General features: G+C 73.1%; 11 protein-coding genes. 2 read left to right on the plus strand and 9 right to left on the minus strand.

What is annotated here, in order from left to right; all coding sequences use genetic code 11:
* Positions 1–26: 26 nt before the first annotated feature.
* Positions 27–2,270: an MMPL family transporter gene (locus KG102_RS09400; RefSeq protein WP_208213356.1), complete on the plus strand. Its 2,244-nt coding sequence runs from the start codon at positions 27–29 to the stop codon at positions 2,268–2,270.
* 16 nt (positions 2,271–2,286) lie between these two features.
* Here the strand turns inward: KG102_RS09400 and KG102_RS09405 are convergent, their stop codons facing one another.
* From KG102_RS09405 to KG102_RS09440, 8 genes are all read right to left on the minus strand, one after another.
* A complete protein-coding gene (locus KG102_RS09405; RefSeq protein WP_208289879.1) occupies positions 2,287–3,045 on the minus strand; it encodes a GNAT family N-acetyltransferase in 759 nt (252 codons plus the stop codon).
* On the minus strand, positions 3,045–4,814 hold the full coding sequence (gene aspS, locus KG102_RS09410; RefSeq protein ID WP_208213354.1) for an aspartate--tRNA ligase: 1,770 nt from the start codon (positions 4,812–4,814) through the stop codon (positions 3,045–3,047). Before aspS ends, KG102_RS09405 begins: the two co-directional genes overlap by 1 nt.
* Before the next feature lie 111 nt (positions 4,815–4,925).
* Positions 4,926–5,549 carry a hypothetical protein gene (locus tag KG102_RS09415; protein ID WP_249667260.1) on the minus strand — a complete coding sequence of 208 codons (624 nt, stop codon included), beginning with the start codon at positions 5,547–5,549 and terminating at the stop codon, positions 4,926–4,928.
* Complete coding sequence (locus tag KG102_RS09420; RefSeq protein WP_208289878.1) at positions 5,546–6,412, minus strand: hypothetical protein; 867 nt, start codon at positions 6,410–6,412, stop codon at positions 5,546–5,548. The genes KG102_RS09415 and KG102_RS09420 overlap by 4 nt, the downstream gene beginning before the upstream one ends.
* Complete coding sequence (locus tag KG102_RS09425; RefSeq protein ID WP_208213352.1) at positions 6,406–6,930, minus strand: hypothetical protein; 525 nt, start codon at positions 6,928–6,930, stop codon at positions 6,406–6,408. The genes KG102_RS09420 and KG102_RS09425 overlap by 7 nt, the downstream gene beginning before the upstream one ends.
* 80 nt (positions 6,931–7,010) lie before the next feature.
* Positions 7,011–7,526 (minus strand): hypothetical protein, encoded by a 516-nt coding sequence (locus KG102_RS09430; protein ID WP_208213351.1) that lies wholly within the window; start codon positions 7,524–7,526, stop codon positions 7,011–7,013.
* Positions 7,523–9,544, minus strand: coding sequence for a DUF6571 family protein (locus KG102_RS09435; RefSeq protein ID WP_208289877.1), 2,022 nt, complete (start codon positions 9,542–9,544; stop codon positions 7,523–7,525). Before KG102_RS09435 ends, KG102_RS09430 begins: the two co-directional genes overlap by 4 nt.
* Positions 9,544–9,918, minus strand: coding sequence for a hypothetical protein (locus KG102_RS09440; RefSeq protein ID WP_208213349.1), 375 nt, complete (start codon positions 9,916–9,918; stop codon positions 9,544–9,546). The genes KG102_RS09435 and KG102_RS09440 overlap by 1 nt, the downstream gene beginning before the upstream one ends.
* 159 nt (positions 9,919–10,077) lie before the next feature.
* Here KG102_RS09440 and KG102_RS09445 point away from each other — a divergent pair, with 159 nt between their 5' ends.
* Positions 10,078–10,374 (plus strand): hypothetical protein, encoded by a 297-nt coding sequence (locus KG102_RS09445; protein WP_208213348.1) that lies wholly within the window; start codon positions 10,078–10,080, stop codon positions 10,372–10,374.
* 86 nt (positions 10,375–10,460) lie between these two features.
* Here the strand turns inward: KG102_RS09445 and KG102_RS09450 are convergent, their stop codons facing one another.
* A complete protein-coding gene (locus tag KG102_RS09450; protein WP_249667261.1) occupies positions 10,461–15,065 on the minus strand; it encodes an FtsK/SpoIIIE domain-containing protein in 4,605 nt (1,534 codons plus the stop codon).
* Positions 15,066–15,073: the final 8 nt, after the last annotated feature.

Here is a 15,073-nt window from a genome sequence, read left to right on the forward strand (position 1 = left end):
GCGAGGTCGCCCCTCCACCTGCGACGATGGCCCGCGTGTTCGCCCGCGTAGGTCGCGCAGTTGCCCATCACCCTCGCCTCACGATCGTGGCCTGGCTCGTCTTCGCCGTGCTCGGCTACGGCCTGGCGGTCCTCGGCGTGCACGGCGAGAACCTGTTCGACCGGCTGAGCACCGGCGCCCCCGGGGTGCCCGGCTCGCAGAGCGACGAGGGCTTCCGGATTCTCGAGGAGTCCGACGACGCGGGTGTCTCGCTCACGCTCGTCCTGGACGGCGTCGACCCGGCGGACCCCGAGGTGGCGACCGAGCTCGCGGCAGTGCGCCAGGACGTCGCGGCCGTCGACGGCGTGGTCACCGTGATCGACCCGCTCGCGCTGCCCGGCGGTGCCACCAACCCGGCGGCCGCGCCCCTGCTCGCCGACAACGGCGACGGGCTGCTCGTCGTGGTCGAGCTGTCCCCCGACCTGTCCGACACGGAGCAGCAGGCGGCGCTCGACGCCGTGCAGGATCGGCTCGAGCAGGTACCGGCCGACCTGCGCGGGACGGCCCCGGGCGCCACCGGGATCGTCGGCGGCACCACGCTGATCATCGACGCGATCACCGACCAGGTGCAGACCGACCTGCGCACGGGCGAGACCATCGCGCTGCCCGTCGCCCTGCTGATCATGGTGCTCGTGTTCGGCGGCTTCCTCGCCGCCTCGATGCCGATGGTGGGCGCGGTGGCCTCGATCGCCGGGGGCCTGGCGGCGCTGCTCGGCTTCTCCTACGTGATGGACCTCGACTCGTCCGTCGTCAACATCGTCACCGTGCTCGGGCTCGGCCTGTCGATCGACTGGGGACTGCTGATGGTGTCGCGGTTCCGCGAGGAGCTGCACCACCTCGTCGACGACGACGGGGGCTCGCGCAGCCGGCGGCGGCGCGGCGACGGCGCGGTGCTCGCGGCCATCGAGCGGACGATGTCGACGGCCGGGCGCACCGTCACGTTCTCGGCGCTGATCGTCGCCATCTCGATCGCCGGGCTCCTCGCCTTCGAGCCGCCGATCCTGCGGGCGTTCGGCGCGGCCAGCGTCGCGGTGATCCTCGTCGCGGTCGCCACGGCACTGACCCTGGTCCCCGCGCTCCTCGTGCTCGCCGGGCGACGCCTCATCCGCCCGAGCGTCCTGGCACGGGTCCCCGGCCTGCGGGGCATCCTCTCGCGCACGGCCGACGTGCAGACAGAGGAGGGCCTGTTCTCCCGGCTCGCGGCGCGCGTGCAGCGCCGTCCGTGGACCGTGCTGCTCGCGTCGCTGGCCGTGCTGGGGGTCCTGTCGCTGCCGCTCGCGCACCTCGAGCTGCGCAACTCGACCACCGAGCTGCTGCCGAGCGGGAGCACCCAGCGCGAGTTCGTCGAGACGCTCGCGAGCGACTACCCCGCCGCGTCCTCCCCCGCGATCACGGTCGTCGCCCAGACGTCGCTCGACGACGCCACCGGGTGGGCCGCGACGCTGGGCGACCTCGACGGGGTGGCGAGCGTGGACGCGCCGTCCCCCGTCGACGCCTACGTCGTGATCGGTGTCCGGCCCGACACCGACGACCCCGGTGACGCCGTGGCGCGCGACGTCGTGCAGCAGCTGCGTGACCTGGACGCCCCGTTCCCCACGTGGGTGACCGGTCAGGCCGCGTCCCAGATCGACTTCACGGCCGCCGTCGTGGAACGGGCGCCCTGGGCGATCGGCATCGTCGCGGTCGCGTGCCTGGTCCTGCTGTTCCTCATGACCGGGTCCGTGGTCGTGCCGATCAAGGCGCTGCTCACCAACGTGGTCTCGCTCGCCGCCTCGCTGGGTGTGCTGGTCTGGGTGTTCCAGGACGGGCACCTGTCCGGGCTGCTCAACTTCACGCCGACCGGAGGCATCGAGACGTACGTGGTGGCCCTGGTCATCGCGTTCGGCTTCGGGCTGGCGATGGACTACGAGGTGTTCCTGCTCGCCCGCATCAAGGAGCTCGTCGACCAGGGCGTCCCGAACGACGACGCGGTGCGGCTCGGGCTGCAGCGCTCCGGCCGCATCATCACGTCGGCCGCGCTCATCGTCATCGTCGTGTTCGCCGGCTTCGTCGCCGGCGAGCTGCTGGTGATCAAGGAGGTCGGCTTCTCGCTGGCCGTCGCGGTGCTGATCGACGCGACCCTCGTCCGGATGCTCCTGGTCCCGGCCACCATGACGCTGCTGGGGCGGGCGAACTGGTGGGCACCCCCGTTCCTGCGCCGTGCGCACGACAGGGCCGCGATCACGCACTGAGACCTCTCGGCCTCCCTCAGCCCGGCGGCCGGTCGGCCTCCGGCGGCGCGAACGACCGGAACTCGGCGTCGATGCGGAAGCCGAGCCGGCGGTAGAGCCGTCGGGCGGTGTCGTTCTGCGCGTACATGCCGAGCGACACCCACGACGCGCCGGCCGTCAGCGCGGCGCGGACCACCGCCGCCGTCAGTGCCGTGCCGGTGCCCGTCCCCCGCAGGCGGGGCCGCACACCCAGACCGTGCAGGTGCCACGACCGTCCGTCCCCGGGTCCACCGCGCTCGACGACGCCCACCACCCCGCCCAGCACGCCGTCCGCCTCGACGCCCCACCAGCCGATCTCGTGGGGACCTGCCGGGTCCGCGGACGTCCCCGGGTTGGCCTCCCGCAGGCACGCTCGGATGGCCTCGGCGTCCGCGTCGAGGTCGAGCGCGCGCACGGCGCCCTCCCCGTCGACCGCCGGAGGCACGACGTCCGTCGACAGCCACTCCCACGTGGAGAACGGGACGAGCCCGAGCCGGGCGACCGTCTCCGCGCTCGGGTGCGCGCCACGCGGGACGCTCATCCAGCGGGCCGGACCCACGTCGAGGCCGTCCACCAGGCGCTCGACGAGGTCGGGGTCGCCGCGGCCGAGCAGGCTCGGCCGGTCCGGTCCGCCGACGAGCAGCAGGACGGCGTCGTCGTCCCCGACGACCTCGACCGCGTCCCAGCGGACACGGTCGCCCAGGAGGATCCGGTCCTGCCGCCACCGGGGCGGCAGGACCTCGAGCAGGTCCGCCATCAGGCCTCGGGTGCGACCTTCGGCTTGGCGTCCACGCCGGCCTCGCGGCGCTGCTCCGGCGTGATCGGGGCGGGCGCCTGCGTCAGCGGGTCGTAGCCGCCACCGGACTTCGGGAACGCGATGACGTCGCGGATGGACTCCGAGCCCGTCAGCAGGGCGAGGATGCGGTCCCAGCCGAACGCGATCCCGCCGTGCGGCGGCGCACCGAACTGGAAGGCGTCGAGCAGGAAGCCGAACTTCTCCTGCGCCTCCTGCGGCCCGATCCCCATGACCGTGAACACGCGCTCCTGCACGTCCCGGCGGTGGATACGGATGGACCCGCCGCCGATCTCGTTGCCGTTGCAGACGATGTCGTAGGCGTAGGCCAGCGCGGCACCCGGGTCCTGCTCGAAGGTGTCGATCCACTCGGGCGTGGGCGACGTGAACGCGTGGTGCACGGCGGTCCAGGCGCCGCCGCCGACCGCGACGTCGTCGTCCTCGCCGGTCGGCTTGAACAGCGGCGCGTCGACGACCCAGACGAACTTCCACTCGTTCTCGTCGATCAGCCCGCCGCGCCGGCCGATCTCCAGACGCGCCGCACCCAGCAGCGCCCGGGCGTCGTTGACCGGTCCGGCCGCGAAGAAGACGGCGTCACCGGGGTTGGCGCCGACGGCGGCCACGAGGCCTGCGCGCTCCGCCTCGGAGATGTTCTTGGCGACCGGGCCGCCCAGCTCGCCGTCCTCGCCGACCGTCACGTACGCGAGGCCCTTGGCGCCGCGCTGCTTGGCCCACTCCTGCCAGGCGTCGAACCCGCGGCGAGGCGTCGAGCCACCGCCGGGCTGCACGACCGCACCGACGTAGGGCGCCTGGAAGACCCGGAACGGCGTCTCCGAGAAGAACGACGTGAGCTCGACGAGCTCGAGCCCGAAGCGCAGGTCCGGCTTGTCGTTCCCGTAGCGCGCCATCGACTCCGCGAACGTGATCCGCGGGATCGGGGTCGGGATCGTCACGCCGATGAGCTCCCAGAGCGCCACCAGGATCTGCTCGCCGAGCGCGATGACGTCGTCCTGCTCGACGAAGCTCATCTCGACGTCGAGCTGCGTGAACTCCGGCTGGCGGTCCGCGCGGAAGTCCTCGTCGCGGTAGCAGCGGGCGATCTGGTAGTACCGCTCCAGCCCACCCACCATGAGCAGCTGCTTGAACAGCTGCGGCGACTGCGGCAGCGCGTACCAGGAGCCGGGCGACAGCCGCGCCGGGACCAGGAAGTCGCGGGCGCCCTCGGGGGTCGAGCGGGTCAGGGTCGGGGTCTCGACCTCGACGAAGTCCTGCGCGTCCAGCACCCGACGGGCTGCCTGGTTGGCCTTGGCCCGCAGGCGCATCGCGTGCGACGGTGCCGGGCGACGCAGGTCGAGGTACCGGTACTTGAGCCTCGCCTCCTCGCCGACGACCTCGTCGAGCGAGGACGAGACCTGGAACGGCAGCGGGGCCGACTCGTTGAGCACGACGACCTCGCTGGCGACGAGCTCGATCTCACCGGTGGCCAGGTTCGGGTTCTCGTTGCCGGCCGGGCGGCGACCGACCTCGCCCGTCACCTGCAGCACGTACTCCGCGCGCAGCCCGTGCGCGACGGCCTCGTCGCGGATGACGACCTGGGCGATGCCCGAGGCGTCGCGCAGGTCCACGAACGCCACCCCACCGTGATCGCGACGCCGGTCCACCCAGCCCGTGAGGGTGACGGTGGTGCCGATGTCCTCGGCTCGCAGCGAGCCGGCGGTGTGGGTGCGGAGCACGGAATGTCCTTCGGGGTCGTGGTGGGCGCCCGAACGGGCACCGGATGATCTTAGTGCGACGGGCAACGCGGCCCGATCGGATATCTGCCGGTGCGCCCGGGACGCCGGCGGTTACCGGTCCGTCAGCTCGACCGTCGTCCGCACCCGCGTCACGCTCGGTGTCGACGGCACCGACGAGAACCCGAACCGCACGGGCGGCACGACGAGTCGCAGCGCGCCGAGGTCCGCCGAGCCCCACAGAGCACGCACCGCGGTGATCGCGTGCTGGTCCCCCGCGGTGTACCACTCGCGGCGGCCACGGCCGGCCGAGCCCCGGGTGCGGACGCCCTCGAGCAGGAGCCGCGCGAACGGGTCGGTCACGGTCGCCACGAGGGGGGCGATGGCGCGGTTCTGTGGCACCGCCGCGAGCAGGTGCCCGACGCGGGTCCGGGAGCCGAGCGTGAGGTCCGCCGTCAGCGGGCCGGCCCGGAGCCGCCACCGCCGTCTCGCCTCGTCGGCTCGCAGCCCGACGGGCACCACGTGCACCGCGTCGAAGCGGTAGGTGCCTGCGACGAGGTCCGCGACGTCGTCCCGGGTTGCCAGGAGCAGCCGCGTGCCGTCGGATCGCTCGACCATGACGTCGGTGAAGGCGCCGAGCGGGGACGAGAGCCAGCGCCCGACGACCACCCGGGTGCCCTCGGCCGTGCCGAACCCGGCGATGTGACCGTCGAAGGTGGCCCGGGTCGCCACCGTCACGGCGTCCGGGTCACCACCGACTGCACCTCCGCGACCGGGATGGAGACGGTGGCCCACGGGGACTGCAGCGAGTCCGGCGTGCCGGGGATCACGAGCGGCGCTCCGTTGACCTCGAACCGCACGTCGTACAGGAGGCGGGCGCGCGCGGTGTAGGCCGGTCGGCCGTCGGCGTCGGCCGGCCGGCCCGCCGAGGACCGGTCGTACGTGTGCGCGCACGTGCCGGACGCCGTCACGGTCCACGGACAGGTCCGCGTACCGGACCCGTCACCGGGGTCGAGCTCGATGCCGGACGGCGTACCGATCGCGACCACCCCGAGCGCGGCGGACCCGGTGATGTCGGGCGCACCGGCCGGGTCGACCCAGTACCAGGTCGGGATGCCCACCACGGCCTGCCGAGGCGGGTTGACACCGATCTGGAAGGCCGGAACGACGAGCGCGCCGAACGCCTGCTGCGCCGCCTCGTCGAGCGTCGGCCCGGTGACCTCGCGCCAGGTGTACCCGGACAGCGGGTTGGTGTCGTCCTCGTCGCACCGCTGGTACACCCAGACGGCTTCCGGCGACGGCTTCGCGGCCTCCTCCGCCGGCGTGGGCGGGACGGCGGCGGGGATGTTGCTCCAGCAGCCCACCGAGCCGATGCAGTAGTCCTGCAGCCCGGTCAGGGTGCAGCTCGGGACGGTGCCGCCGCCCTCGCCGCCACCGGGGGTGCCGGGCTCGCCCTCGCAGACGGTCTTGTAGATGAGCTTGCCCCGCGCGTCGATCCCGACCACCTTCGTGGTGCAGGCTGCCTGTGCGGGTGCCGCGGCGACCACACCCCCGACGAGCAGGACGACGAGACCGACCAGGACGCGCCAGAACCTCAACATGTGTACTCCGCGGGTGGGACGAAGGCCTCGGTGACGACCCAGGCCTCGCCTCGGCGCGCGAACGAGAGGCCGTTGGGCTGCACGAGCGAGATTCCCGGCTCGACGGTCTGGCCCGCGACGGTCCACGTGGAGTTGTCGACGCAGACCAGCACCGTGGCGGCGTCCCCCTGCACGTCCATCAGCTGACCGGAGAACGTCGGAGCGCCCTCGCGCACGAGGCCGTTGGCCTGGAAGTCGCGGGCGATCGCCAGCGAGTCCTCGACCATGGTCCCCTCGGCGACGCCGACGAACAGTGCCGGGTCCGGGTTGCCGCGCTGGGCCTCGACCTCGGCGGCCCAGTAGCGATCGAACGCCGCCTGGACGGCGGCCTCGTCGTCCACGACCGTCTCGGTGGGCGTCGGGGTCGGCGTGGCCGTGGTCGACGACGGCTCGGTCACGGAGGGCTCCGCGTCGGGCGAGCACGCTCCGAGGGAGACCGCGCCGAGCACGAGGACCGCGATGCTGAGGAGACGAGTCACTGGCCGCTGCATGTCACGCACCCTAACCGTGGACCGCTCGACGTGCTGACCAGCGGGGACGTTCCCCGGTGGCCCGCACCTCAGCCGGCCTTCGGGGCGTCTGCGTCGCCGCACGCCCAGGGGAGCATGGAGGTCAGCAGCGCACGGGCGTCAGCCCGCGGGTCGCGACCCTCCGTGTCGACGTCGATGAGCTCGGCGGCGAGCACGCGCTCACCGCAGACCCACATCGCGGTCGGCTTCGAGTCCCCGAACAGGTACCCGGAGCCGTCGACGTCGGCGTCGATCGCCTCGGCGCCCTCCTGGTCGGCGGCCTGCTCCAGCGGGAGGAAGGTGGAGGGGTCCCCATAGGTGACGAGGACCTTCCCGCCGTCGCGCGTGACCGAGCACGAGAACGCCGGTCCGTCGGCGGTCCACGACCCGGTCTGCGTCGCCTCCGACGCCCCGCCGAGCGCGAGCTCGACCCCGCGCTCGGGCACCCCGTCGCAGACGTACGGGCCGTCGGCGGTGTCCGGGACGGCCGTCGTGTCGGGGGACGTGCACGCGCCCAGCACGAGCACGGCCGCGACGAGACCGACCGCGAGAGGTCGCCGCCTCATCCGGCCCGCTCCACGCCGCGGTCGAACATCGCCGCGAGGTCGGGGATGAGGGCCGTCGGCGTCGAGCCGAGGCTTCCGCCCGTGAGCCACAGGGTGAACGCGTCCCGGACCGACGGGTCCGCCAGGTCGTCGGCGCTGAACGTGCCGCTGTCGAACCACTGGTGCGTGACACCGTCGATGTTCGTCATCGAGCCCTCGGGCAGCTTCCCGGCCTCCGCCAGCGCGATCGCGAGCGCGATCTGCTGGTCGGTCCAGGCGACCTCGCGGACCTTGTGCTGCTCGGCGTCGACGCGCGACTCGTTGCCCGTGAACTTGTCGGACACCCAGTCCTGCCCTGCGCCCTTGGCCTGGTCGGAGAGGAACGACGCGAAGGTGCCGCCGGTGGGGACGAGGCCGACGACGTCGGACGCCATGTCGATGAAGGCCTGCGCCTGCTCGTCGGCGTCCTTCGCCTCGTCGGACAGGCCCGCGCCCATCGTCTTGAGGATGAAGCCCTGCAGCGTCGCGCCGTTGTTGACGGCGGCCTGCAGGTAGCCGGTGTCGGTCCCCTCGCCGCCCCAGTTCTCCGCCGCCCAGTTGAGCCGGTCGGCGTTGAGGGCCGCCGTCGCGGCACCGAGCTGGCTGGCAGCCCCGGTGTCCGTGAGGACCTCGCCCATGACCTTGCGCAGGGCGTCGAAGTCGAAGTCGGCACCGATCGGGTAGGTCGCCTGCCACGGTGAGTTCCTCGGCGCGTCGTGCGTCCCGAGGCCGCCCTCCGCGCCGGCCGCGGCGGCGTCGATGTCCGCGACGTACGTCGCCAGGATGTGGCCGAGGCTGTCCTTTCCGGCATCGCCGATGACCGGGTCGCCGTCGCGCTCACCGAGGAACTTGATGGTCGCCGACGCCACCCACGCGGCGCGCTCCGCGTTCGGGTCACCGGCCTTGTGGAAGGCCGTCGACGCGCTGTCCAGGGCGAGGCCGAGCGCGTTGAAGTCGTCCGCGCGCCACGTCCGCTCCTCGATGAAGTACTTGGCGCGCTCCTGGGCGTCGTCGCCGCCGCTGTCGGGGTTCAGGAAGTCGAGGGACGCCTCGGGGTTGCGGCCCATCGCCTCGAACAGGCCGATGAACGGGTCGTAGTACTTGGTGTCCCCGTCGGTGCCGATCTGCCAGTTGGCGACCTCGCTGTTGAGCTGGTTGCCCCAGATCGGGCCGCTGCCGCCCTCCTCCTTCTCGAACTCGTACAGCCCCTCGCCCACGTTGACCAGGAAGGCGGAGTCGTACTCGCCGTAGCGCAGCACCTGGGAGAGTCCGAAGCTCTCGCCCGTGCGGTTCTTGACCGCGTCCACGATGCCGTTCGCGTACTCGTCCTCGTCGAAGCCCGGCGTCCTGGTGTAGTTGCCGAACCCGGTGCCCAGGGACTCGATGAACTTCTGCTGCATCTCGGAGATGTGCTCCGACATGGGCGTGTCCTCGTCCCAGAACAGGTCGTCGTCGGACTTGCCGCCGAGGTCCCGCTGGTACTGGTCGGCGAAGTCCTTGAGCATGATCGGCAGCTGGACGACGCCCTCCGGCCCGAGCTCCTCGAACATCCCGGTCATGACGGAGGGGTCCGCCTCGTACTTCTCGAGCAGGCCGACGTAGTAGTCGTAGGCCTCCACGTCGTCGCGGTCCAGGTAGTCGCCGTACGGCGCGATCTTCTGGAGGTTCTCGGCGAGCTCCTTGCCCAGCTGCTCCTTGACGGACTCCATGCTGTCGCTGCTGCCCGACAGCTCGTACGTCAGCACCCCGCCGCTCGGGACATGGCCGCTGTCGCCCGTGTTGTAGAGCTGGGCCAGCTCGACCCGCGAGTCCAGGTCGTTCGCGGACAGGGAGATGAGGACCAGCGGGTCCTGGAGCGCCTTGAGGGACGCCGTGCTCACGAGCGCGCTCGACGCCGCGTTGGCCACGGCGGTCCACTCGTCCATCGCGTCGTCGTAGAACGTGCGGAACGCCTTGCTGACGCCCTGCGCCGCCTCGACGTCGATCGAGACCTTGACCATCAGTAACCCCCGCCGTACGGCGCGCTCGCGCGTGTGGCGATCCGGGAACGCGACGCCTTCCAGCCTTCGAGCGGGTCGTCGGCGTCCACCTCGGTCGGCTCGGCGTCGGCCAGGGACGTCGCGTGGTCCGCCTGCGCGTCGAACGCGGACATCACCGCGGTCCCGGCACCCGAGAGGTTCTCCGCGAACGTGGTCCGCTCCCGCGCGGGCGAGACCCAGGCGTCCTCCAGTGAGGCCAGCGCACTCTGCAGCGGGTTGCCGCCACCCGGGGCGAGCGTCGTCCCGGTCTGACCCGCGCGCGTCGCCGCGTCGCGCATCATGAGCTTGAGCTGGTTCGTCTTCATGTCGGGCGCCTCAGGAGTGGGCTCGGACACGTTCACCTCCGATGAGCTGGTCGCGGGTCACCCTATACATCGCGACGGTTAGCGACCTCCCGGACGCCCGGAAGTGGGATACGTAACGCGCAATCGGGGAATGCATGCCAAAGTGTCCCGGTCACCTTTCTGACACAGAACAGACTGAGGAGTCGAATCATGGCCTTGACCGCCGAGCTGTCCACCCTCGAGGCGCTGTACCAGACGCTGAAGAGCAACGTCACCAACGCCTACGAGATCCGCACGTCGACCGACCGTGACCTCAACAACGCCGTGTGGGACACCCCGAACGCGGAGTCCTTCCGCGCCGCGTGGGAGCAGTTCCGCCCCCACCTGCAGAAGTTCGAGGAGACCCTCGCGGCTGCGGCGACCGACGTCGCCAACAACCACAACAACAACGCGGCGGTCAACGGCGTCACCGACGCGCCGAACCTCGCTCCGGTCTCTGCGCTCTGATTTTTCACCCGCTCGAAACAGAACGGCTCGGCCCCCTCGGGGCCGAGCCGTTCTGCTGTCACGGAGCGCTACCGGCCCACCGTCGCTCAGGGGTCCGGAGGCCGCGGGACCTGGACCCACTCCCACGCGCCGGACCTCACCCGGATGCCGCGCCCGACCGGGACGGCCGCTCCGATGGACCGCGGCAGACGCGACCCCAGGATGTCGCCGTCGGCCGCCGAGCGCGGCGCCAGGATGAGTCCGCCGCGCGACTTGCGCAACGTCGCCGTCACGCCCCGGTACATGCCGGAGACCTCGTCGATCCCGCACGCCACCGCGATCGCGTCGCCGCTGTCCCGGATCTGCTTGAGGTAGTCGTCCGCGACGACCGACAGCGCGTGCTCGCCGCCGAGCACCTCGAAGTCGTCGATCACCAGGAGACGGCGACCGCGGGTGTCGAGCGCGGCCTTGAGCTCGTCCGCCGTGCTGTCGGCCGTGAGCACCGCGCGGATGCCGGGCCGGCCGGCCAGGTCGCGCAGGGGGCTGCGCCGCGGGGCGACGACCGTGACCTGCCACCGCGCCTCGAGCGCGTCCGTCAGGGTCGCGAGCAGCGCCGTGCTGCGTCCCGAGCGCTGCGGGCCCACGACGAGGTAGCCGGGACCGTCCATGTCGACGTCGTGCTCGCGGACGCTGAGCGAGTCGCCGCCGACGCCGACCAGCAGGCGACCGGGCGACGCGGCCTCGTCGCGCAGCTCGAGGGCGTCCGACCAGGTGAGCGCGGGAGGCAGCTCGTCGACGCGTGCCGGTCGCAACGGCGCCGGGATGGGACCGGCCGCGTCGCGGGCGGTGGCCGCGATGCGCTGGAGGGCGGCGACCTGGGCGGTGCCCGACGGGTCCTCGTCCAGCAGTGCCAGCTGCATCTCGACCGCGTTCTCCCCGCTGCGGAACGCCCGCCCGGCAGGCATCCGGGTGGGGACGTCGCGCTGCCGCATGCCGACGTACGAGAAGTCGTCGGCCGACGGCATCCGGAGCATGATCCGGTCCTCGAGCGCCATGCCCATCCGGCCGACGAGCATGGACCGGTCGCCGGTCAGCACGGCACGCAGCCCGACCGCGACGCCCTCGCGCAGGAGCGAGACCACCTGCTCGATCATGATCCCGCCGTCGGAGCCCTCGTACGCCGCGACGTAGCCCTCCCAGCGGTCGAGCATCACCACGAGGTAGGGCAGGCGGTCGTCCGGGGCCGCGTGGGTGCGTTGCTCGATGATGTCGGCGAAGCCGCCCGCCGCGAGCATCTGCTGGCGTCGGGACACCTCGCGCCCGAGGAGGGCGAGCAGACGACGCAGCCGGTCGGGCTGGTCGCGCGTGACCACGGCGCCCGTGTGCGGCAGCGTCAGGAGCGGCAGCAGCGCTCCGTTCCCGCAGTCGATCCCGTAGAGGTGGACGTCGAGCGGCGACGTGGCCAGCCCGATGTCCGCGGCGAGCAGCCGCAGGGCGCTCGACCGGCCGGCCCGGGTCTGGCCGATGACGGCCAGGTGTCCCCCGGCGACGAGGTCCCACGTGGCGTTCTCCTGCCGCTGCAGCGCGGGCAGGTCCGCGGTACCGAGCGGGAGGGCGGGGATCCGGCCGCGCTCCAGCGGCGGGATGGGCAGGTCGTCGAGCAGGACGACGTCCGGCAGCGCCGCGAGCCACGGGCTGGGCTGGTGCGGGATGCCGAGCTGCGTCGTCGCGGCCGTGACCGCGGCGACGAGGGTCGCCAGGTCCGTCGGGGTCTCGATGCCCTCCTCGTCGACGGCCTGCACGCGCGGCCCGGGGATACCGAGCGTGCTCCACGACAGGTCCCGCACGCTGACGGAGGCAGGCCCCTCGCCGGGCGGCCGACCACCGACCCGGGAGGACTGGAACGGGATCAGCTGGGCGTGCCCGAGGCGGGCGTAGGCCCGGCCCGGCAGGCTCGGCTCAATGTGCGCGGCCACGTCCGACTCGATGACGTCCTGGCTGTCCCCCGGGTCGGTCACCCGCAGGGCGATCCGCAGGTTGGTGTTCGACTTGATCTCCGCCGACACCACACCCGCGGGGCGCTGGGTCGCGAGCACCAGGTGCGTGCCGAGCGAGCGGCCACGCCGCGCGATGTCCACCAGACCCGTCACGAAGTCCGGCAGCTCCGTCACCAGGGCCGCGAACTCGTCGATGACGATGAGCAGCCGCGGCATCGGCGCGTCGTCCGGGCCGCGTGCGGCGAGGTAGTCGTCGATATCCTTGGCGCCGGCGTCGGCCAGCTGGTGCTCGCGGCGGCGGAGCTCGGCTCCGAGCGACTCGAGCGCGCGGGACGTGAGGTGCCCGTCGAGGTCCGTCACCATGCCGACCGTGTGCGGCAGGTGCGCGCAGTCCTTGAACGCGGCACCGCCCTTGTAGTCGATCAGCACGAACGTCATCTCGTCGGGACGGTTGCCGACGGCGAGCGACGCGATGAGGGTCTGCAGCAGCTCGGACTTGCCGGAGCCCGTGGTCCCCGCGACCAGCCCGTGGGGGCCGTCGGTCCGCAGGTCGACGCTGAACGGGCCGTCCGCGATCTCCCCGATGATCGCGGACGTGGTGCGTCCGCCGCGGGCCCAGCCGGCGGCGACCGTGTCCGCAGTCGGCGGGTCGATGCGCAGCACGGACAGCAGCCGGCTCGTGCGCGGCACGGCCGAGACCGCTCCGGCCGAGCTCACGTCGTGCACGGGTGCCAGGGCGCGTGCGACACGTTCGCACCAGGCGTCGGGGACGAGGTCCGCCCGGACCCCCTCGACCATCGGACGACCCGTCGTCTCGACGCGCAGCGCGCCGTACGCGCTGCTCACCACCGTCCGGCACTCCTCGGGGAGCAGCGTCACGTCGGAGTCGAGGCACAGGAACGTGAACCCGTACGACGGGCCGGTCCGCAGGAGCCCGACCATCCCGGGCAGCAGCCGCAGCGCGCGCGCACCGTCGAGCACCACGAGCACGGACTCGAACCGGGTCAGCCCGCGGTCGGCGTCGGCCGCCTCACGCCGCGCCTCGAGGAGGGCGACCAGGTCCGCGACTCGTCTTGCGGTTGTCTCCTCGTCGGTGCCGACGGCCGCGATCGGGCCCGCGCTGGACCCCGCACGCACGTGCGGCAACCAGCGCACCCACGCCCAGCGGTCCGCGTCCTGCGATGCGGTCAGCAGCACCACGCGCACGTCCGCGGGACTGTGCCAGGTGGTCACCTGCCCGAGCAGCCCCTGGGCGATCCGCTGGGCGAGCCCGTCACGGGCGGCGATGCCCGTCACCCCGGAGTCGAGCAGCGAGATGGTGACCGGGACGTCCGGGGCGGTCCACACGAGCGTGCCCTGGTGCTTCTCCCGCGCGGGATCGGTCAGGACCACCTCGCTGGGCTGGTCCGCCGTCCCGATCCGCACCGTCAGCCAGTCCGTGTCGAGCGCCCGCCGCTCCCAGAGCCGCGATCGCGGACCCGTCGCCTGCAGCAGGACCTCCGCGGCATCCGCGGCGTCGACGCGGCGGGCGGCGCGCTCCTCGAGCAGCGCCTCGAAGGCGGCTGCCTCCACCCGTGCGCGGCGCTCCTCGTACTCGCGGACCTGGTCGACGTACCGCGCGCCCTGCGTCTTGCGGCCCTGCCACCAGTTGGCGATCATCAGCAACGGCGACAGCGCGATGAAGAGCAGCGTCTGGACGCGCTGGGTGATCATGAACATCGCCAGGCCCATGATCATCGGGGCGATGACCACCAGGATCGGCAGGGCCTGGCGCGCCGGACGCGACGGTTCCTTGGGGAGCGCGAAGTCCGTCAGGCGCGGTGGCGGGAGCAGCCGCGGCGGCCGGTTGTAGTCCATCGTCGCGCCCGTGGGGCTCGGCGACAGCGAGGCGTCGGGAGCCGTCGGCACGGCCACCTCGAGCAGGCTCGCCCCGACGGTCAGCGGGGTGCCCGGCTCCCAGACGGAGCGGGTGGTCAGCGGGAGCCGGTCGAGCTCGACCGGTGCGCGCTCGGCGTCGGGGTCGACGTCCGCGTGGTCGGGCAGCGGGGTGTCCGGGACGGCGGACTTGCGGCGGCGACGTCGGCGGACCGCCGGGGCGCTGGCTTCCGGGCCGCGCCGGCGCACGACGATCGGGCCGTCGAGCGGCCGGGTCCGCACCGGCGCGGGGACGGGCTCGTCCGTGGTCCCGGGCACCGGCTGCACGTGCACGTCACCGCGCGAGCCCACCTCGATCTCCACCGACGGCGAGGGCTCCTCCAGCCGGACCGAGGCCGCGGCGCCGGGACCGAGCAGGTGCACGCCGAGCCCGAGCCGCCGCACGGTCCCGGCCCCCGGTCCGGAGACCACCCGGACCTCGATGACGCCCGTGGGCTCCGCCAGCGTGAGCGCCGGAGGCGCCCCCAGGCCCACGAGGGCTCCGTTGCGCAGCGCGCTGGCCGCGACCGGCTGCGCCGGGTCCAGCTCGAGGGAGCCCACGAAGAGCCGCGGGACGCTGCCGCTCGCCGTCGCCGCGACGGGCTCGGACTCGTCGATGACGACGCCGAGCCGCCGGCCCGTGTCGCGGACGCGCGCGACGGCCGCGCCGGCGCGGGACGGCACGTCGAGGTCGGCCAGGCGCGCGGCGACGGCCCGCACGTCCGCGTCGTCGTCGCAGTCGATCGCGACGTCGTGCCACGGGCCGTCGGGCCCCGGCCCCGCCGTCAGGAACAGGCGCACGGCAGCTC

This window comes from Cellulomonas fengjieae, assembly GCF_018388465.1.
In the GTDB taxonomy this organism is placed as follows: domain Bacteria; phylum Actinomycetota; class Actinomycetes; order Actinomycetales; family Cellulomonadaceae; genus Cellulomonas; species Cellulomonas fengjieae.